The following is a 20655-nucleotide window of genomic DNA, read 5'->3' as shown; positions in this document are numbered from 1 at the left end:
TTTATGATACACTTAAATAAAAAAAAGGAGGAAGCTTATGGCCTCAAGAAAAGAACGTCCTAAAAAGAAAAAATCTAGAAAAAGAAATTGGCTGATTAATATCTTCCTATTCTTATTACTAATCGTTGGTTTAGCGCTAGTTTTTAATACACAAATCAGAAATATGCTAATTCAGCAAAATGGTAAAGCTTATGCTGTAGAAAAGTTAACACCTGAGATCGTGGCTAAAAATAATCAAACGGATACTTCTTTTGATTTTGAAGCAGTTGAATCTTTGAGCACAGAAGCTGTCTTAAAAGCTCAACTTGCAAATAAAAACCTACCTGTTGTTGGTGCTGTCGCACTCCCCGATGTAAAAATCAACTTACCGATTTTTAGAGGGTTGGACAATGTTGTTTTACTAACTGGTGCAGGAACAATGAAACCCGATCAAGAAATGGGCAAAGGCAATTATGCCCTTGCTAGCCACCGTGTACAGGATATGATTTCATTATTCTCACCGTTGGAATATTCAAAACCAGGAGAATTGATTTATACGACTGATTTAAATAATGTTTATACATATAAAATCACTTATGTTGAAAAAATCGATCCTTCCAGAGTAGAACTGATTGATGACGTTCCAGGCAAGAAAATGATCACGTTGATCACATGTGGTGACATGTACGCTACAACACGAATCGCCGTTCAAGGTGAATTAGAATCTGTTACACCAATGAAAGAAGCAACACCAGCTATGACCGATGCGTTTAATATGGAACAATTAACCTTATAGAATTTCAAAATAAGCTAGGATGGAAGTGAGCACTTCTGTCCTAGCCTATTTCAATTTCATTTAGAAGTGACTAGTCTTTCTCATACGTCCATAACCATAACGAATTGCTGACAAGACAAGTACAATTGGATACATGAACACTGTCACAGCAAACCATTCAGCGCTAAAAACAGATAGATAAGAGACGTGATACGTCACTGCATAAATCAACGGCAACACAACTGCTAACACTGCATAATACAGACTCATCTCAAACACAACTGATTTAAATAAACGCTTCATGATCCATTTCCCCAATCTCTTTTAACTTTATCTAGTGGTTTTTTTCTTTGTCATTTCTCTACTTCTTTATTGTAAAGTTTTTTCTTGAGAGATACATCCATCTAAAGTCCGAGATTTTTCTAGGCAAATAGTGCTGATTATATACTAAGATTTCATTTCTGTTTTTTTACTCCATAGAAGAGCACCTATCATCCCCACCCAAGCGATTGAGGTTACCAAAAAAGACATTTTTTGAACGAAAGTTCCTGCATACCAAAGCGTTAATTTCCCATTGCCTACCACTGTAACTTCCACAAAGCCATGCATATTTCCGTCTTTAAAACGTCCAGCATCATGTACTTTACTAACCGTTCCTCCTCCTTCTATTTTTACTTCATACCCTTTATAGTAGATAAGTGGAAAAATTAAATTGGTCATTTCTGGTGCTTCATAATCTAAAAAAAACGTGCTATAGGAGCGAGACATATTCCTTATTTTAATAGTAGTAGGTTCGGATAAGAGACCTGTGGGTGCCATCCAATTTTCCATACCACTAGGTAAAAATTCTTCACCAAATCCAAGTTCTTTACTGCCGTCCACTTGCTCAAAATAACTATAGTCAACAGTCGCCCTTGTACTACGTTTAAGTTTTTGTTCCATATCAAATGTACTAAAAAGCGTAACTACAAACAATAAAATATAAAGAACCGCTTTTGCTCCCTGTCGTTTGGCAACTAACCGATCTAAACTGTCAGCCAATACCCACAGTACACCAAACGTGACAATCATGAAGTAGCGCCATGGAAATTGAATCGAATTGAATAACGTTTCGTGAAAAAGCCAATGTGGAAAAAAACTTGTTGAAGCATAAAAAAATAGCAGACTGATTCCTATTAATTGTTTATTTTCACTTGAAAGTTTTATCATGCAAATTGCTAATAAAATCAAAAAAAACAAAACAAGTAAACCAATATTATTAAACCGAATATTTTTAACTGCCGTCTCTAAATAGTTCAGTGGCGTTTCAGCCATTTTTTGTAAATAGAACATGGGCGTATCTTGAACACGTAAATGCTGAAAGCTCAGTTGTTCAATCATTGGACAAAGAAAAACTGCGACTAATAGAATCGTTACTCCCGCAGCTTTGAATAACGCAATAAGTCGGATTTTTTCATGCCACAAACGGACACAGTTACAAATAAGCAAACTAAAAATAAATAGTATCATAATCCCACTACTTAACAAATGAGCCATAAATAAAGTAGCCATACCAATTGATAGTACATACCATTTTTTATATGAATCAAATATAATCAAGTGAATTCCTACAAAAACAAAAGGTAGCACCATTAAGGCTAAATACTCACCTACCGCAGCACGATACAATACATCAGATAAACGATAAGCTGATAAACCATACAACACTGCAAAAAGTAGACTTTTTCTGGGCGCTTGTTTCAAATAATCAAAGGAATGGTAGGCAATTACAAAAGTCAAAAAATTAATTAGAAATACGTAAATAACATAACTATGTATTAACGATACGCCAGAGATTCGTAATAATGCTGCTGGATATAAAAATATTTCTGGATAAAAAATCCCCGTAGCGTAGCCCATTCCCCCTGTAAGAAAATAATTGATTCTAGGAAAATAGTCCCCTTTTATAAATGCTATTGCCACACCTTCGATTCTGCCTAAATGAAACCCTAGATCATCGCCATAAAACAATTGCCGGTTTTGAATCATTACAAAATAGATGCTAAAAAAGCTCAATAATAGAAATACACTATAATATAGTAACAATGGTCGTTTACTAAGCACAAGTATTCTACTATTATTTTTAAATTCCCCCATTATTTCCTCCATGTAAACAAGTAAAACGAAACAAGCTTACTTCATTCTTAAACTAGAATATATGCGAGAAAAACATACCTCTTACGGGTACTTTGAAAGCACTAATTAGCTTTCAACACTAGATATGTTTATCTTGCTTTCAGTCACTACCTATTCTGTTATATCAGCTATGTTCCCATACAATTCTCGTAAAATGCCGTGTTCATCATACGAAACTTGTATAGATTTCAACAACCCTTTCTCTTTCTTCGCTTCTTTATTATTATCAGCGATAGATATTGCTTGTTGAACTATTAAACCTTTTGACGCTTGAACTTTTTTTTCATAATTACTCAATCCTTGTTCTAGTCCATTCAGATTAATCATTTTACCAACTTCCTTTGTAAATAACGGAAGCTTCTCAGAGAGAGCCTTTGATTCTGTAGTTTGATTGATCAGCATGACAGTCTGATTGTTTAATTTCGCTACTTTCTTTCCATCATCAAAAAAATATTTTAGCTCTATTTTTGTATGAATATAAGGTCGATTATTTTTCTCGTACGAAGTCATTCTTGTAAATACCACTTGTGTTGGTTGGACAAATAATTGAAAAACTGGTTTGGTAGCTTTAATATCATTTCCTTCCAACTCTTTTTCTATAATCGGTTGAATCTCGTTGTACAGAGTTGGCAGTTCTAATTGAAACTTTTCAGTCAACAGCTTTTCGGCTTCGGTTTCTTTTAAGTTTGGATAATCATAGTTACCAAATCCTTTCGTTCGTTCTTTATACAAAACATACTGCCTATCGGTTTTACGCAACGAACTAGTCCCATCTTCTTTGACTGTACAACCGATGATGGCAAGTAATGAGACTGCTAAAACAATGGCTACTCTTTTCATTCGTTATTTTTCTCCTCTTTATTTGATAAAAGTAAGGTATACGTTTTTTGTCTAGGAAAATGCGTTGAATCAAATGTAAGTTGGATATTAACTATCTCAGGTAACCTGTAGAGCAGGACTGACTCAACTGATTCTCCTTTGTTCAGCTCTTTTTCACCAGCGTCTACTAATTCTTTAGTATCAAAAGAAGTCGTACTTTCTGGCAAGGTTGCTTTTTCTAAAAGAACTCCTTGTTGCTTCAGCTCGATAAACTTTTGCCACTCAACAGGTTTGATTACTTGATCACTTAGATTTGTTAATTGATAGCGCAGTACAAAAATTTTCTCTGCATGTTTTCCTGAAATCGTTCGAATCCCTGTGATCACAGCAGAAAGTTCGTTATTTTCAACTTCTATTTTGTCTGAGTTCTCTTCATCTTTAGCTGAATTCGCTACTTCATCATAGGCGATTTCCTTCACTGTATCCATCGAAGCATCGATTAATTTAGCCCGTTCTTTATACGCTGTATCTTGTGCGGAATAAAACATCACTTCGATCACACCATTTTTTGTAAAAATAGCATAGAAATGCGACCAAACCTTCTGGTCTCCAAATCTTGTTTCAAATGTAAATTTATAAGCTGGTGCTTCATTGATCGTATACTCTTTTAGATACACTCCATCAACTTTTTTATAGTTATTTTTCTCTGCCAATTCTTTTCTAGTCCGTTCGCCAAACCCTTTTTGGTCTACCCCTTCTTTAGGAAAAAGTAAAACCGACATCCCTGATTTACTCTTAGTATCTTCTGCTCCAAAAGCGGATTGACGGCCATATATTGTTTGATAATTTGCTTGTTTTTTCCATCCTCTAGGAAGTTGTAAATGATAAGTCAAGCCTTCACCTTCAATTGTTTGTTTGTTTGTTTCAATTACTTCTTTTGAACACCCAAATAAAAAGAAGATACTCAACGGAATCATCAAAAGAATAAAACGATGTTTCTTTTTCATTAATTAATCCTATCCCTTCTTTTATACCAATAAAAACAGGCATAAATTGTTAGACTTCCACCAAACAAAATGCTACCAGCTTTAAAGCCTTTAGGCAGAAAAACAAATTCAATCGTGTGTTTGCCTTGCGGTACAGTAACGCTTAAGAAAGCCTCTTTAAACTGGATGACGTCTGTTTTTTTTCCATCAATTTTGACCGACCACCCTTGATCATAAGGAATCGTAGTTACTATCACTTGTTCTTTATCAAGCGTGACTTCAGCCTTGGCTTTTCGTCCACTCGTCTCAAATGCAACACCCTTTTTTTTGATCTTTTCAATGGTTGTTTTAAAAGCCTCCGTATCAAGTAATAAAACATCCGGTCGTAAAATACTGACTAACGGTGAACCAGAAAAAACTACTTTAACCTGGATCATCTTTGCTTTTTCATAATTCCCCAGATCATAATATTGTCCGACATCCTTCATTTGATACACTCGTGCAGCTTCATTTTCAACTGTTATTTCCACTTTTGTTTTGAATGCAACAGAGTAATCATTTACGTCATACAAACTTAAATAGGCCTGAGTATGTGCTGGGATTGAAATTGACCAATTCATAATTTTCTTGGCCTGCGGTGTTTCTTCTGAATAATAGACTACAGGTCCTTCTTCTTGAATCAAGACATTTTCATGACTGATTTCTTTGGGTTCAGTAAAAGATACAAATGTCGTCTGACTTTCGGCTAGATAATCAAGTAAAGTTGTCTGATTATGTACCGCTCCATCGGCATAAATTCCTTTATCTGTCACTATTCCTAGTGGTAATGCATACTCATTTTTATATAACCCGTACTCTCCACTTTGTGCTTCTTTTGTAAAACCAAATTTATTAGGATTATTTTTTGCCAGATTATACTGAATCCCTAATACAGAGTCCATAATCAGTGTATTATTGGAATAATTGATATTTAAATTTGTCCCTTCTGAACGAAAACCTAGCTCATTTAAATACATTGACGAATGACGATTTCGAATAGAAGAAAACATAGAAACACCACTATAGCCAAAATTAAAACTTTCGTTCACACTAATGGGGTCTAGATTAGTCATTCGACAACTCACAGACTGATCTTTTTTCGTTTGATCAACTAGCGTTTGAATCTCATGATATTTTTGCGTGTATCCTCTTCGTTCTGGATAAACCCAGTCTTTCGCTATTCCCTGAATCATTGCGTGACTATTAAAAGTCATTTCACAAATAACGAGTAGCAACATCGCGATAAAAATAAACTGTTTCCAGCCCCTTTTTTTGACTAATAAGTAGGATAATATAAAATACGCACTAATAAAACCTAACGTAATCAGTACATTTCTTCCTGAAAAATAATCATACCGTTTTCTATTGGCCAGTAAAAACGCTGCTAAAAATAAGCCTAATAACAAAATAGCGCTATTTAACAAGGAATCAACCGCCTCTTGTTCAAGTACTTCCAACCCATACGCAGAAAGAGTCAATAATAGAAACGAAAGCAAAAAGCTAAAGCGGAACAGCAACATATTCGGTGCATGTAGACCATGCCAAAATAAATTCAGTGGCTGAATATAGATGCTCAATACTAAAAATAAACATAACGTACCGTAGAGTAGTTTGTTTCGTAAATTAATTCTTTTACTGAAAAAATAAACACCGGCAAACAAAAGAAAAAGCAAACTTATGTATATAAACGGAGCACCATTATATTTAGCTGTATCATATGTGCCAATCATACTTTTTACGACCAAATCCCACGGACCCGTATCAGGCGTTAAAAATTGACTGATTTCGCTTAGTGTTTCGCCATTACTACTTAAATCAATGACCGTTGGGATAACTGTAATCATTGAAGCTGTTCCCGCAAGAATAGCAGTGACTAAATATAACAAAATACTTGCTTTATACCTAGTTGGATCAGTACCATATCTTACCCAGTAATAGAGAAAAGAAAAAACACCAATCATAAAAGCTAAATAAAAATTAGATAAAAACAATAAAAGGTAGCTAACAAATAATACGCCCGATTTACGTTTATCCATCAAGCGATGAATTCCCAGAATCACTAATGGCAGATACATTATTGCATCCAACCACATCAACATTGGAGAGTATGCTACAGAAAACCCCATTAAAGCATAACTAATACTCAAACCTGCTAATAACCATTTAGAAAGATCAAAGGTTTGCCTAGCAAAGAGCCAAAAGCTACCGCCAATCGCACCAAATTTGAGTAATGTCAGTAAGTAAAATGTATCCGCGATGGCTTCATTCTTAAAAAAATAAACTAGCGGTGTAAAGATCCCATTCAAGTAGTAAGCAGCTAATGACCAATAATTAAGTCCCAATGAACCATACCATGTATAGAAAATGCTTTGCTTACCATGCATAACGTTGTGAAAACTCGCTAAAAAATTAGAAAGTTGTGGGTAGGCATCACTAGCTAAAACTGTCTTTTCACTACCTAGATAGATTCCATTTTGATAATAAATAACACCTAAAATAATGATTGGAATCATGATACTCATAAACAGACTCCATGCCTCATCTTTAACAAATTGTTTTATTGCTTTATTCATAATAGCCTCGTTTCATATTGTCCCACTCGATTTACTTAATCTATTGTTCCAATCTTATTAAATGGATAGTAACGCCACTTAACAACACCTTCTATTTGAGAAGTATCCACCAAGCCAAAGACTCGGCTATCAGATGAATGATTACGATTATCCCCTAAAACAAAATACTTATTCTCTGGAATCATCTGTTTACCAGCAAACTCTTTGATCAATTTTTGATTCAACCAAACTTTGATGGTACCGTCAGGTAATTTTCTACCTAAAAGATTACTATTCGTTAATGGCCGCTCTGTTTCACTGACCAATTGATGGTTGATATACAACGTATTATTGTCCATCCAAATCGCATCCCCTGGAATGCCGATTACTCTTTTAACATACGATTCATTTGGCTTTCCTTTCGGACGAAATGTTATGATATTATAGCGCTTTGGTTGACTATCTTTGAAAACCAAAACTCGATCGCTATTTGCTAAATTTGGATCCATTGATTGTCCATCTACTCTACGCACAGTCATTCGAATTAACACAAAAAGAACAACTACACATATTCCCCCAACGAAGAACAATCGTGATCTCTTTACTATTCGTTTGGGTTGTATTTCTTGTGACTGCTTTTTTACAAATAGTTTCTTTTTAAGTTTAACTTTTCTACGTTTGGAAACTGAAATAAGCTTTCTCGACGGTTTCCTTTTTGTCTCAGCCATAGCGCTCCTTCTTTTCTATAAAAATAAAATACTGTTAAAAATAGTCTAATTTACGCAGCGGAAACAGCAACCATTCTGCCGTTCCAACGACCTGACTTTCATCGATTAGACCATAGACTCGGCTATCTGTTGCAAAAGGTCGATTATCTCCCATGACAAAATATTTCCCCATCGGAACAGCTTCTACTCCAATTGCTTGGATCAATGTAAAGTCGTCTGTAAATTTCATTGTAGACTCTTGAACTTTATGTACTGAGTTTTCCAAGAACCGTTCAACTACTTCTTGTTCGTTAATCCACAATTGATCATTCTTATACTTGATTCGATCACCTGGTATTCCGATTATTCTACGAACCGCGCCTATTTTTCCTGTTGTATCTTTAAAATAAATGAGTTTGAATCTTTTCACCTGACCAAACTTATTAACAACCACACGATTTCCATCCACTAATGTTGGAATCATAGAATATCCCTCAACTTTTGGTAAAGCAATTGTCATTTTTTGTATTAGTAGCAAAAGAGCAAAGAATATACTAAAAGTTTGATACAGCTCTTTCACTATTTTTCTTCTTGAATGTCGCTTTTTTTTCCTTTTGAACGTTTTACTTGGATATTTAGATCGTTGTTTTATTTTTTTTGAACTAATCTTTTTCACAGGAAAAGCTTGAGATGAAGGGTTCGATTTTGACTTGGTTGCACTCATCATCTTTCTCCTATTCCCAAGCTATTTCTTTTGCTTTAAAGCGGATTCGTTTACTTTAAATGTTTGAAAAATTTTTTGTTGACTTTGTTTTAATTGTTTGATGTCAGATAGATAATCTTCTACTATTTTAGGATCTCCCAATCTTCTAGCTGCTTGACTATTCAAATTCATCCCTAATTCACGGATTCCTTGATAGTATTTTTTCAACATTTGTTGTCGCTCTTTTGTTAAACTACCAGATGGCGGCAGGTTTCCATAAGTGACCATCAATGCCGTCATTGTTCTGATTTTTTCCTGTGATTTTTCTGGGTCTGCTCCATTTTGGATACCTTGGATATCTTTTTCAATAGAATCTACTAAAAAATAGCTTTGAACAATAATTTCACCATCGTTGGCACTTAACGATGTCTGTTGATAGAACCTTGTATAGAATGCTCCCATAGTTAGCAGAATACTCACAAGCAGAAGGAGAAAACTACTGCGCATATAACGTTGTTTTTGTTTTTGTAATCGCAATATTTCTTTTTTTAACTTCCGACGTTTTTGTTTATTTTTAGGACGTCGCATTTTCAACATCTGTCTTTTTCTAGAGCTTTGGATCCCTAAATAGATATACCAAATACTCACAAGTATAAGGAGAATACTACTAACTAACAGACCAATGAATAACCAATATAATATCCCCACTTCATCGATCCTCCATTAGATTATTTCTTTTTCTTAGATTGTTTTCTCTTTTTTTCTGTTTTTTTATTATTTAATGTGCGAACAAATAAGAAAATACCCAGTAGAACAATCAAGATACCGCAAACGATCATCACGATTAGCTTCCAGTCAATGCCGCGTTCTTGCGTAATTGAAACATCCTGCTTATTGTATTTATCAGCTTCTTCTTTGCTGATTGTAAACCCTTCTGTCCATTCCCATTTTTTTTCATTGCTAGTCACTAGTACATGCCCTGTATATTCTCCGGGTACCATTTCATCCCCATTCATAATTAAAGGAAAGTTTATTACTGAATTAGGCGCCATTTGCATCGTTGTTTTTTTCGTATCATATAAAACCTCAGTTGACCCTTTTTTCATGACTTGCATATCAATCGTCATATCATCTACATAAGCTGAATTAATATTAGAGATGCTTGCAAAAACAGCATTACGGTAATTAGATAACTCTGCATAGAACTTATTGAACTCTAAATTGGGTTCAACTTTTGTATCAGTTTCAGTTAATAATACCCCAATAATAAACGCATATTCATTTTGAATCCCTGATTTTTTTTCACGTTCTTTTTTTTCAGCTTCAGTCAATTGCCTTTTCAGTTGGATACCACCAGATATAAATCCATCATAAGAATCTTTTGGCATTGTAATATCAATGTCCAAATTTTTCTTTTCCCCTGGCTTAAGTGTAATTGACTCAGGTGCTTTGGCAATATCGGATAAATCTTTTTTCATCGACGGATCTTTTTGCAACAGTGATGGTCCATATTCTAAAACTCCATTAGCATTTGTTTTGGTACTATTTAGAGAAACGCTGACTGTCACCTCTTCTTTGTCTGAAGGATTGTTTATTTCGATTTGAATAGTCTGTTTTTCATCTGGAGTCATTCGTAAATCAAAATAACCAGCGTTAGAACGTTGATTTTCTGGATGGATCACCTTATATGTAAAGGCTCCGGGATTTTGTGCTTGTTCTTCTGCAAACACATCTTGCGAAAAAGTCCCTAAACAAACTATGTATAATAAAAATAGGTAAATTTTTGTTATTGTTTTCATTCTTATTCTAACCTTTCTTACTTGCGATAAAACAAGGCGACAGACTTCGAGTCAACTATTTGGAAAAACTAGACTTTTCCAGTCAATATTTGATTTTTAGTCAAGGGTAAAACTAGTTAGTTTTCCCTTGACTCACCTTGCTTTTTTGTTCCTTTTTCTCAATAAAATCGATATTGAGGATTAATTACCCTTTAGGAGTTGTTGGAATTGATGCCATTGTCCATTCAACAACTCCGCTATATTTACCTTCTTGCATAATATTTTTGCTTGTTGGAATTGTTAATAAAACTGATTTTTCTGGGTCTTTTTCTGTTGAACCATATTGACCAAAGTACAGGTTATATTTACCAGCACCTTTTTCATATTGGTCTAAGCTTGCTGTGTTGGTGTTATCTAACATTACAACTGGAGCTCCTCCAGTTGTCTTATCATATGATAAAGTAGCGCCTTCTTGTAACCCAGTTGTTGGATATGCCTCAGCTGGAGCACCATTTGTTGAGCTCAAAGTCATATTACTATATGCCAAGGTTGTCCCATCTAATGTGTAGGATACGTCTTTGCCATTAGCAGCTTTTCTTGAGTTTGTAAATGGTTTTGCAATTTTTGCAGTGATTTTGTAGCTGTGATCATCAATGACACGTAGATCTTCAAATGAAACAAAGTTAGCATTTTCAATCGCTTCACCAGCTTCGTCAGTTGATACCCATTTTTTAGCTTGGTAAGGTTGATCTTTACCATCTTGTACAATTGCGTGTTTACTGAATTCTAAACGTGTTACAGCAGAAACCCCGAACCCTTTAGCATCTGTCCAAGGAAGATCTGAGCTATTTCCAGGAACGCCATCACCAGAACCACTGTGGTTTGGATCAGGTTTTTCTGCAGTGATCTCAGTTGAAGTAAATTCGATATCCGCTCCTGCAGAACGAGGGTCACCATCTGTTGCTTTCGTGTTGTTCGGTAGAGCTACTGCTACCCCAGCTACTGCTAATAATGCAGCGCCGCATAATTTGTGTGTTAATTTCATTTGTGTTTCCTCCTATTTTATGTGTGTTTGATCTATGGCAACTCGGCTATAATCCAAGTTAACACCGTTGAATAAGTTCCCGGTACCTTTTTAGTTTCGCCGGGGATGGATAAATTGATGGCACTATTCATGTAGACTTCTTGATTATTGAAGTCCGGGTCAGTCATTACTTTCCCATTTTTATTTAAACGCGGACTTAATGTTGCATCCTGGTCGTTGATATTATCTTTTGATGCACCAAATACAATGTTCCAAGTGCCAGCTCCAGCACTATGTTTAACCGTAGCATCGGCAAGGGTGTATGTATCACCAATATTGTTCATTTGAACAATCTCTTTAGAAACCAAAGGTGCATCACTGGGATTTTCTGCCGAAGTATTCGTCCACGCTTTATCAAAGGAAAGTACTGCACCATTTAATTGATTTTCCGGCCGATCACTTTTCTGAAATTGATTTTCTTGACGTACTTGTAATTTCCAACCAGTTGTACTCCCACGATAATCTGACACCTGAACAAAATTCCCACTCGGTTTCATCTCACCTTTATATAGCTGGGCATTTACTAAATACTTAGCATCTTTTTTAGAAATATCGCCTATATCGAAAGACAATTGTGGAGCAAAATCAATTCTCAAAGCACCTATAGTACTAGCAATAACACCTGGATCAGCATCTTCTAATGTTTCTGGATGTCTAATTTTCAGATTGGGATCTTCTTTTCCTGAGAACTCAATATCACCTGTCCCTAACTTTGACTCTTGTGCCCAGTATACTTGTGAAAAACTACAACTTCCCAATAAAAGTACTAGCGCTGTATTAATTAGCTTATACTTCATCCTCCTTAACCCCTTTCCTTTTGCTTTTTCGCTTCCAAATAAATAGAAGTAAAGCTGCAATCAGTGAGATTAGACCAGCAATAGATAAACTTGTTCTTGCTAATTCACCGGTAGATGGATACCTACCTCTGGGTTTAGATTTGCTTGATGCTATTCCTGAAGGACCTGATTTTGTAGTAACACTTGCCGTATCCGTTGTACTTGCTGACGTTTCTGATGATGGGGCGGTTTCTTCTTGAAGAATAATTTCCCCTTTAGTTCCGATAGCACCACCATTTTCTTGTGCTACTGCTTGAATACCCATCATACTTAACATTCCTAAGAAAAACACAGAGGTTACTACTCGTATATAAAATGATTTATTTTTCATTTTCTCCTCCGTTATGGCTTGTAGGTATCTTCTAAGGAATATTCGATCATTCCTTTGTACTTACCTAACTCTTTTACTTTGACTGCTGGTAATTCAAATTTGAAACCAGGGCTGTCTTTTAAAGCACCCCAAGTTGCACTAATATCATAAGTTTCAGTGTTTGAAGCCGTCAATAACGTTTGTGTTCCCTCATTTAATAGGAACTCATCACTTTCAGGGCTCTTATAGCGGATTGCTCCTACAATAATCTTGCCATTTTCATTGGTTAAAGGTGTTGTTATTTTCGCTTTTAGCGTCCATGATTTTTTATCAGAACGGCTGTCGCTAACGACTAAAGGAGCATCATAGCTTGGTTGGTTCACTCTAATTTCATTACCATCCAATGCTTTCGTTCCGAAGTTCATTGTACTTGGAACGGAAGAAAACTCTAGAACTCCTTTGTAGTAAAATCGGACAGTAGAATGTTCACCATACTTCACTTTAACAACGCTTGAAAGTGGTTGTTCGTCACTATCAATAATGACTTTGCTTAGTACATATCCTTTAATTGTATTTGCATTAAACGTAGTTTCTTCACCAATAACGCCCTGTTTTAGTTGTTCCTGTGCAAGTTCAGTTTCTGTCTCTTCTTCTAAATGCTGCACAGCGATATCTGCAACTCTTGGTTTTATTGTGAATGTTTTTACTTCTCCAGAGCTAGCTGTAACAGTGGCTTTATCTGCCGATTTCCCGCTAAGTATATAGGCTTGCTTGACTTCTAAAACGTTTGCTAATGGTGGTGTAGTAATTGTAGAAACAACATCATACGTTAGTGTGTATTCATCACCTGATTCTAATTCCCCTAAATTGACCTTTAATTTACCACCATTATCAACAACAGCTGCCTTAGCTTCCAAATGCTGCCCATTCAGTTTTACACTGTCTAAATCAACAGTGACATTTTTAGGGAATGCTTCTGTCGTTTCATACAGTACATCCGTTAAATATGATGGTGCTGTCGCAGTATTTTTAAAGGTTGATGTAAATGTTACCTTTCCACCTTCTGAAATTTCTGGTAAAGAAATTGCTAAACTTGTTTCCAAAACTGGCTTTACTTGATAATAAAAAATCACTTCTGCGATCTCACCGTATTCGATTGCAACTGGATCAGTCAATGGCCTTTGTTCAACACCATCAATCATGATTTTACTTAATAGATAGCCTGTAAAAACTTTGGATGGAATACTGTCTGAGCTACCAATCAAGCCTTCCTTTGACAGTTCATCTCCTAGCGGCGTAGTTGTTCCTTCTATTAAATAACGTATATTGATTGCTGATACTTTAGAGACGATCGTTGCTGTCGCTTGTGGTAGATCAGCTATCGGCATCGAATAATCTTTAAAATCAGTTTCAACACCTGATTTGCCTATTACTTCACTCGGAGTTATAACCAAGCTCTCTCCAATTAAAGAGTCAGAATCAATAATTTTTCCAGTAAATTGAGCTTGTAATGAACTATCTGCAAGAATGTCATCGTCAAAAGTAAAATCTAACGTCTTTCCAATAGAATTGAACATTCCTTTAACTACTTTATTCCCATCAGTAATTGAAATATCCTTCAGTGATGTAGGATCAATGATTGTGGTATTAATTGGGATTGAAGCTTTGTTGCCAAATAGTTTCGAATACGGCGTCTGCATTGCTAAATTCATGTTGTAGGTAAATTCTCCGCCAATTGCTATTTTATTGCTAACTTTATTATTGACCTTGATTGATGATGTCCCCTTAATCTTTGGTTCAGGATAGTCAAACGAGTAGACAATTGTTTTAATATCAGTCTTACGTTTCTCAGCATCTTCCATGTAAATCTTCACTGTATGATTAGCTGTCGGTTTAAACGTTAAAGGAATCTCAAAAAGTTCTATACTCCCCATATCATTTTCTGAATCGTAATGAACATGTAGTGAATGTTCTTCTCCATCATCGATTGTATATTTGATCGCTCCAGTAATGGTTTCATAAGTTCTCCAAGTTCCTCTAAGGATTGCATTAGCTTCCCCATCTTTTGCTACAGCATATTTTCGATCCTCATCAATTAGGTTCAAAAGCGGATAAATATCCTTGATCTCTGAACCATATATCCATGCCGTATTTCTCGTGTCTCCAACTGCTAGATCTTGAGGATTCCACTTCATACTTATGGTTGTATCGGAACCACCTTCAACATTCGTTTTGGGCTCATCATTAATAGGCGTATCTTTGACTATTCCCTTATCTTCTTGTCCTTTAGAAAACAAATTGCTTGGATCATCAAATCCTTTCATAAAAACAGAACTGTCTCGGCTGCCCATTCCATAAGTACCAATAAATGGTTCTGCCCAAACTGCCCAACTATCCGCTCCATATCTATCAAAGGTTGGATAAATTTCTGCTCGATAGATTCCTTCGCCATCAACAGCGTAAACACCCAAATTTTTCCCTAAATATTTGACTGTACCAGGGATACCAGAACCACTCGGAGTATTATTGATATTATAGTTAGTAAATTTCACTTCTGGTGTATAATTATACCCAACCATCAATTTAGGAATCACCTTATCACCGATATTTTTAATATCAAAGCTTACCCTTACTCGTCCATCTTTTGAAGGAAAATAAGATTGGTCAACTTGAACACGATAAGAATCTCCTTGCCTATCTTTAATAGTCACTTCATATAAATATTTTAATGCAGTCATCGTAAAGCCATTGACTAAATTAACTCTGGATACCTCCTTTGTATAGACCTTAAATGTTGTACGATCTATTGTCGGCTCCTCTGGTGATAGATCGTACTTCGTAATTTTTCCCATCGAAGCTTCTTGAATTGTACTAACATCGTCCTCTACAGCAAAAACTAACCCTAAAGATTTTAAATTAAGATTCCAAGCAGGTCTTACAGCCCCACTTTGCCCTAAGTCAACGTTTCTTCCTAAAGATGCTCGTTTGTATGGTATTCCTAAATTTAATCCAACACTTTTAGGCAAAAACTCTATGAATGGTATATCCACTCTCCTTCTCAGAAAATAGGTATCTTCCGAGGGATAAGCAGTAGCTCTTTTAACTCCACCAGGAGAAAAACCTGTAGCAACAGTTGCTAGCGCCTTGTTCTTGTCACCAACTATGATATTTTTATCTGGATTATTGAGCCACGAAGTGATATCTGTTCTAACAGGATCTGCAACTTTTTGCCATCCTGTTTTCGGATTACCGTCCCAATCTGGCCATGTTGGAACTTCAGCTTTAGCAGTATGCGAACCTAGTATCATCCCTGAAAGGACGATTAAGCTACTTAAAAAACATATCTTTTTATTTTTCATCTTTTTCCTCCTTTCTTGCTAGTCTTTTGTATTTCAAAGTAAAACACATTTATTTCGATTTTTTCTTGTATAGTCTCAATAAAACTAGATAATTGTTGGGCTATATCAATGAAAAAAGGAAATCAACTTTATTTCCAAAACTCTCACTTATGTATTTCATAAACCAACTGCCATAACATATTTTGCCTAAACTTTGTTACCATCAACAAACATGTACCCTTTCGAACGAATTGTTTTAATATAACTTGGTTGAGCTGGATCTATTTCTAATTTCTTGCGCAAAAGGAAAATCAAATTACTAATTCGATATTGTTTCGTCCCTTTTTTCTCATTACCAAAATCATTTTGCCAAACGTTCTTATAAAGTTCTTCATACGTGACTGCTTTTCCAATGTGTTCTAATAAGAATGTGATCGTTTGAAATTCCAATCTAGTAAGACTAATCTCTTTGCCTGCCAAAATAATACTTAAATTATTTTGAACCAACTCCAGATGCCTATTATTTACCTTCTCTTGTCCATAAGTCACTGTTTCGTCTAAATTTTCACGTTCGTTTTTTATTCTATTTAATATATTTGAAAATTGAAGAATCGCTTCTTCCTGTTCTTCTTCACCAGATACTCCATCAGCCCCTAACTGAAGATATACAATCTTATTGGTTTGAGACATTCTTTTACACATGATCCAAATCAATGATTTAAAATTACGTCTGAGTTCTAGAATTAATTCACAAGTCCCTTTTAAATCCACAGCTGTCGACTCTTCAATTATCAACGCATCCATTTTTAAAGCTTCTTTAAAAACATCTTCATTTTTTAAAGAATATAAACGATACGTCTTCATATTTAAGTTTCCAGAATATGTATTAACTTTTTGTTCTTTTTCTTGTATGATTCCTATGTTGTACATATCATTTTCCTTTCTATTTTTAGTTTTGCTTACCCCAACTTCTTTGTTTTCATTACACAATTATATCTTTTAAATTTAAATAACAATTACAAAAAATACTTATTTTTCCGTTTTTTTTGAAATTTGGTATTACGATAGTTAGATAAGCTATTATTCACTCTGTATCCTATTGTAGTTATATTACTTAAAAAAAGTGACTGGGATAACGCTAAGAGCATTATCCCAGTCACATAAAATTCGAATATACGATAAAAAAATTAATTAGAATCAATCTAACTTCAATCATATTCGTCTATTAGCATTAGCGTTTTAGTCCTTCAATACTAATCATGTCTAAATTTTTTAGATATACTTCAGCTGGCAGATCATTTTCAACGACCTACTCGATACCTATCTTACCAAAATCATTGTTTTTATAATCCCAACTATAAAATGGAGGTGCATCGGCAAATAGTTTAGGTTCAATATACACTGTTAGCCAACGATCTAATCCTTTAGAAGGATCGATTGATTCAATTGGAGTCTTCATTCTATTAGAAGCAAGATGATTCGATTTTGTTGCTGTTAGTTGATAACCTGCGTAGGAATAGAACTCAGGTATCTTGATACTAACGTTGTAAGGATCATTCATATCAGCTACTTTGATTTTAACAAACTTGAAAGCCTGATTCGTATCGCTCAGATACGAGGGAATCGTCAACTGATATTGATCGAAATTATTTTTGACATCTGCAAACCCAATTGACGGTGAAACTAAATCTAAACGACTATTAAGCACTTCCTGTTTGATATACAGATTTAATATATATTCTGATATAGGAATGCCAGGCACTTTAGTAATAACCTTATTTGTACTCACTAAATTAGTACTAGTATTAGCGATGTAGGCAATATTTGGAATATCAATCCCAACTGTTGTATCACCAGTGTCTTTCACTTTTACTTTAAAGGTTATAACCGCTGGCTTATCTTTGGTAATTGCACCCTCAACACCGCCTGGAGATTCAATTTTCATTCCGCCTAAAAACATCTGACTAGTACCATTTACGTCAACAACTTTATTCCCATTTAATAAAGTTGAATTAGGTACATACTCTAAGTAATTAGATAGAGAATCTATCAAGGTATTGTGTAAAGACATAATATTCCCTGTATTGGAAACCTTAATTGTATATTCATATTCTTCTCCATAGACCGCTGTCTCTGGGCCTTGCTTAATTGCAAATAACTCAACATTAAATGAAGGGAAATTCAGTGATGCAAAGTCCCTAACATGTGATTGAGTTCCGCCCATCGCAGGTAATTTATCACCTATCTTGTCAGTATAAGTTACAAGACCAGTTGAAAAATCGACTATAGCACCTGTATCATTCTTGTCTGCAAGTAATAATCGGCCATCTTCCATAAAAGCAATAGCTGGACTATGCTGTAATCCAGGTACAGGTAAGATATCTACTATATCCCCATTATTGCTATCTATTTTTAACACTGTTGTAGAAGATAATTTTGCCTCAGAAATAGTGGCATATAAATAATCATCTGCATCACCTACGATATCTCCCATACTATTCAACTTACTGACAGGTAAAGGTATATCAGTTTTATTGGTCAATGGAACCTTTTTTTCCAGCATATGATAATTTATATCATAAATATAGAGTTCATTTTTTTTGTTACTTAACTGATCTGATGTAGTAACATATTTTCCAGTTGTAAGAAAAGTACCTGACCGAGCACTTCCAGTCAAACTAGGATCATCCCAAGTTTCTTGAATAATCCCGTCCCAATCCACATGATACATTTTAATCCCTGTATTTTCTTTAAAATAGAATCCATCTTCTCTAACACCTAGATTATTAGCATTTTTTATAACAGCTATTTTACCAGCCTTCGTAGTTATTTTTTTGAAATATTTTGCTATTTGGTCGTATCCATTTATGTCATAAGCATAAATAGCGGTGAAGTCCTGTTCATCGGGAGATGTTAATCCGTACACATAATTTGTACTCTTAGGAATCGTTGCAACCTCTTCCGATCCATATACCTTTGTAGATGTAAAAAAACTGACTAGAAATAAAGCACTGAAGAATACAAATGCCTTGGCGATTGTCAAAAATATATTTTTTCCCAAAATGATTGTCCTCCTTTCCTATAAATTTTGTAATTTAGTATCTATCTTCTGCAATACACCTGTGTTCGGGATACTTCCATCCCACCAAGCTTCTCTATATTGCTTCTTCCCCGCAATAATCGTTTCGCTTTTAACATGAATCTGCATAACCGCACCAGTATAAGCTTCATCTACATTATCTGCTAAAGTTACTTGGGTAAATAAAGGAGACGTGGTTTGGCCTTTCCCAACTTTTCCTAGATAGTAATAATATCCATCTTCACCTAATAACCAGTCTTCTCCCAAATCAATGCTCACTTCTTTTCCAATATTACCAGTTAACAACGTTCCATCTGCTGATTGAATTTCTGGAGTCACCAAAACTCTTACATAAAATGGTGTTGTACTTGTATTGTTTATCGCTACTTTTTTAGGATAGCTCATTCCCGGCTTCATTGGATTATCATTGGTTGGCGGCACAAAGTCTTCTTTAATCGTTCCTTTCAAATCACTTACTTGAAAGTCGTTTACAACATGATCGGCTGAAATTAGTGAGGCATATACCACTTTAGCTCCCCATATTCCAAGTATGAGTATAGAAACGAAGAATGAGTAAAAAAGACATGTCACTTTCAATGATTTTTTCTGCTGTTTATTTTCCATTTTTTCGTCCTCCTCATTTTAGTTGGTCGACTAATAATGGGTAAACCTTACCTTTCTGGTCTAATTGCCATTCATTTATCAGCGGTTGTGTTAAATCATGTGCGTCCATATAAACTTTTAGTTTATAAAGTGCTCCTTTGTATTGATTAGATAGTGTATCAGATAAAGTTACACTATCTAGCAATGGTTCGCTTAATTCTCCAGATTTTAATGGACTCAAATAATAAAAGTAGCCATTCTCATAGACCCACTTTTTTCCTGTTTCATTTGGTATTGTTGCTTCAAATGTTTTGGAAAAATTTAAATCCAAGTATTTTAAAGCTGATTTTTCTCTTTCAGGACTATTGTATTCATACATGCCCGTATTGTTTAATGGATCTGAAATTAGCGCTGAATCTGTAACATAATTTTCCCCGGCACTTGTATACGTGCTATGATTTTTAGCTGCTATTTCCCAAGTATCAGTATTCGCTTCATTTAGACTCGGCTGAATTGTTGTAGCAACTGTTTTTAAATTGCCATTTCCAGTTTGGTCGGTCACGTCTATTTGGAAACTTGCTAAAAATTCGTAAAGAGAGACACGAACAAAAGCAGTAGCAGGTCCGACATTTTTGATACGTACTTCTTTTGTTGTTCTACTACCTGGTTGCCATTCTTTATTTGGAGTAAATATCTCATCGATTTCTGCTACAAGCTTAGTTCCTTCAAAAGAGTTTTTGCGATTGTCCGATGATTCAAACCAAGCATATGTTTCACTCAAGGCAGTTACACTCACAATAAATCCAAGTGTAAATAACGTAACGAACCATTTGTTTTTTAATAAATAGTTTATTTTTTTATATCTTAACTTTTTTTTCATCTCCATCACCTA

18 protein-coding genes are annotated in these 20655 nt (G+C 35.0%); 1 reads left to right on the top strand and 17 read right to left on the bottom strand.

All coding sequences use genetic code 11. The features are described from left to right. Positions 1–37: 37 nt before the first annotated feature. The gene (locus I583_RS15320) at positions 38–775 is read left to right on the top strand and encodes a class A sortase (protein WP_010762324.1); all 738 of its coding nucleotides are present in this window, start codon (positions 38–40) and stop codon (positions 773–775) included. A 60-nt stretch (positions 776–835) separates the two neighbouring features. On the opposite strand, the gene I583_RS15315 is transcribed toward I583_RS15320, so the two are convergent. The 17 genes from I583_RS15315 to I583_RS15235 all read right to left on the bottom strand — a co-directional run bounded on the left by I583_RS15315 (position 836) and on the right by I583_RS15235 (position 20643). Then, positions 836–1057, bottom strand: a complete 222-nt coding sequence (locus I583_RS15315) for a hypothetical protein (protein ID WP_010762323.1) — start codon at positions 1055–1057, stop codon at positions 836–838. Positions 1058–1201: 144 nt separating this feature from the next. Further along, positions 1202–2890: a glycosyltransferase family protein gene (locus tag I583_RS15310; protein WP_010762322.1), complete on the bottom strand. Its 1689-nt coding sequence runs from the start codon at positions 2888–2890 to the stop codon at positions 1202–1204. A 150-nt stretch (positions 2891–3040) separates the two neighbouring features. Continuing rightward, on the bottom strand, positions 3041–3769 hold the full coding sequence (locus I583_RS15305) for a hypothetical protein (protein WP_010762321.1): 729 nt from the start codon (positions 3767–3769) through the stop codon (positions 3041–3043). Beyond that, positions 3766–4755, bottom strand: a complete 990-nt coding sequence (locus tag I583_RS15300; RefSeq protein ID WP_010762320.1) for a DUF5067 domain-containing protein — start codon at positions 4753–4755, stop codon at positions 3766–3768. The genes I583_RS15305 and I583_RS15300 overlap by 4 nt, the downstream gene beginning before the upstream one ends. Next, positions 4755–7346: a YfhO family protein gene (locus I583_RS15295; protein WP_010762319.1), complete on the bottom strand. Its 2592-nt coding sequence runs from the start codon at positions 7344–7346 to the stop codon at positions 4755–4757. The genes I583_RS15300 and I583_RS15295 overlap by 1 nt, the downstream gene beginning before the upstream one ends. 35 nt (positions 7347–7381) lie before the next feature. Beyond that, the gene (gene lepB, locus I583_RS15290; protein WP_010762318.1) at positions 7382–8053 is read right to left on the bottom strand and encodes a signal peptidase I; all 672 of its coding nucleotides are present in this window, start codon (positions 8051–8053) and stop codon (positions 7382–7384) included. Positions 8054–8087: 34 nt separating this feature from the next. Then, a complete protein-coding gene (gene lepB, locus I583_RS15285; RefSeq protein ID WP_010762317.1) occupies positions 8088–8756 on the bottom strand; it encodes a signal peptidase I in 669 nt (222 codons plus the stop codon). A 21-nt stretch (positions 8757–8777) separates the two neighbouring features. Next, complete coding sequence (locus I583_RS15280; protein WP_010762316.1) at positions 8778–9443, bottom strand: hypothetical protein; 666 nt, start codon at positions 9441–9443, stop codon at positions 8778–8780. 20 nt (positions 9444–9463) lie between these two features. Next, entirely contained in the window at positions 9464–10534 is a 1071-nt protein-coding gene (locus I583_RS15275; protein WP_010762315.1) for a WxLIP family cell surface protein, read from the bottom strand. A gap of 184 nt (positions 10535–10718) precedes the next feature. Next, complete coding sequence (locus tag I583_RS15270; protein ID WP_010762314.1) at positions 10719–11558, bottom strand: WxL domain-containing protein; 840 nt, start codon at positions 11556–11558, stop codon at positions 10719–10721. Between the two features lie 32 nt (positions 11559–11590). Continuing rightward, positions 11591–12394: a WxL domain-containing protein gene (locus tag I583_RS15265; protein WP_010762313.1), complete on the bottom strand. Its 804-nt coding sequence runs from the start codon at positions 12392–12394 to the stop codon at positions 11591–11593. Beyond that, positions 12384–12764, bottom strand: coding sequence for an EF2685/EF0750 family sortase-dependent surface protein (locus tag I583_RS15260; RefSeq protein ID WP_010762312.1), 381 nt, complete (start codon positions 12762–12764; stop codon positions 12384–12386). The genes I583_RS15265 and I583_RS15260 overlap by 11 nt, the downstream gene beginning before the upstream one ends. An 11-nt stretch (positions 12765–12775) precedes the next feature. Continuing rightward, entirely contained in the window at positions 12776–16102 is a 3327-nt protein-coding gene (locus tag I583_RS15255; RefSeq protein WP_010762311.1) for a hypothetical protein, read from the bottom strand. 186 nt (positions 16103–16288) lie between these two features. Beyond that, on the bottom strand, positions 16289–17011 hold the full coding sequence (locus I583_RS15250; protein ID WP_010762310.1) for a winged helix-turn-helix domain-containing protein: 723 nt from the start codon (positions 17009–17011) through the stop codon (positions 16289–16291). A gap of 379 nt (positions 17012–17390) precedes the next feature. Further along, positions 17391–19142: an isopeptide-forming domain-containing fimbrial protein gene (locus I583_RS15245; RefSeq protein WP_010762309.1), complete on the bottom strand. Its 1752-nt coding sequence runs from the start codon at positions 19140–19142 to the stop codon at positions 17391–17393. An 18-nt stretch (positions 19143–19160) separates the two neighbouring features. Beyond that, on the bottom strand, positions 19161–19784 hold the full coding sequence (locus I583_RS15240) for a hypothetical protein (RefSeq protein WP_010762308.1): 624 nt from the start codon (positions 19782–19784) through the stop codon (positions 19161–19163). A 13-nt stretch (positions 19785–19797) separates the two neighbouring features. Then, on the bottom strand, positions 19798–20643 hold the full coding sequence (locus I583_RS15235; RefSeq protein ID WP_010762307.1) for a BsaA family SipW-dependent biofilm matrix protein: 846 nt from the start codon (positions 20641–20643) through the stop codon (positions 19798–19800). Positions 20644–20655: the final 12 nt, after the last annotated feature.

This window comes from Enterococcus haemoperoxidus ATCC BAA-382, from assembly GCF_000407165.1.
GTDB lineage: Bacteria > Bacillota > Bacilli > Lactobacillales > Enterococcaceae > Enterococcus_L > Enterococcus_L haemoperoxidus.
This window is presented reverse-complemented; position numbering and strand designations above follow the sequence as displayed.

Excerpts from the sequence above, each read along its gene's own strand:
- I583_RS15320 (WP_010762324.1), top strand. The coding sequence starts at position 38 with ATGGCCTCAAGAAAAGAACGTCCTAAAAAGAAAAAATCTAGAAAAAGA.
- I583_RS15315 (WP_010762323.1), bottom strand. The coding sequence starts at position 1,057 with ATGAAGCGTTTATTTAAATCAGTTGTGTTTGAGATGAGTCTGTATTAT.
- I583_RS15310 (WP_010762322.1), bottom strand. The coding sequence starts at position 2,890 with ATGGGGGAATTTAAAAATAATAGTAGAATACTTGTGCTTAGTAAACGA.
- I583_RS15305 (WP_010762321.1), bottom strand. The coding sequence starts at position 3,769 with ATGAAAAGAGTAGCCATTGTTTTAGCAGTCTCATTACTTGCCATCATC.
- I583_RS15300 (WP_010762320.1), bottom strand. The coding sequence starts at position 4,755 with ATGAAAAAGAAACATCGTTTTATTCTTTTGATGATTCCGTTGAGTATC.
- I583_RS15295 (WP_010762319.1), bottom strand. The coding sequence starts at position 7,346 with ATGAATAAAGCAATAAAACAATTTGTTAAAGATGAGGCATGGAGTCTG.
- lepB (WP_010762318.1), bottom strand. The coding sequence starts at position 8,053 with ATGGCTGAGACAAAAAGGAAACCGTCGAGAAAGCTTATTTCAGTTTCC.
- lepB (WP_010762317.1), bottom strand. The coding sequence starts at position 8,756 with ATGAGTGCAACCAAGTCAAAATCGAACCCTTCATCTCAAGCTTTTCCT.
- I583_RS15275 (WP_010762315.1), bottom strand. The coding sequence starts at position 10,534 with ATGAAAACAATAACAAAAATTTACCTATTTTTATTATACATAGTTTGT.
- I583_RS15270 (WP_010762314.1), bottom strand. The coding sequence starts at position 11,558 with ATGAAATTAACACACAAATTATGCGGCGCTGCATTATTAGCAGTAGCT.
- I583_RS15265 (WP_010762313.1), bottom strand. The coding sequence starts at position 12,394 with ATGAAGTATAAGCTAATTAATACAGCGCTAGTACTTTTATTGGGAAGT.
- I583_RS15260 (WP_010762312.1), bottom strand. The coding sequence starts at position 12,764 with ATGAAAAATAAATCATTTTATATACGAGTAGTAACCTCTGTGTTTTTC.
- I583_RS15255 (WP_010762311.1), bottom strand. The coding sequence starts at position 16,102 with ATGAAAAATAAAAAGATATGTTTTTTAAGTAGCTTAATCGTCCTTTCA.
- I583_RS15250 (WP_010762310.1), bottom strand. The coding sequence starts at position 17,011 with ATGTACAACATAGGAATCATACAAGAAAAAGAACAAAAAGTTAATACA.
- I583_RS15240 (WP_010762308.1), bottom strand. The coding sequence starts at position 19,784 with ATGGAAAATAAACAGCAGAAAAAATCATTGAAAGTGACATGTCTTTTT.
- I583_RS15235 (WP_010762307.1), bottom strand. The coding sequence starts at position 20,643 with ATGAAAAAAAAGTTAAGATATAAAAAAATAAACTATTTATTAAAAAAC.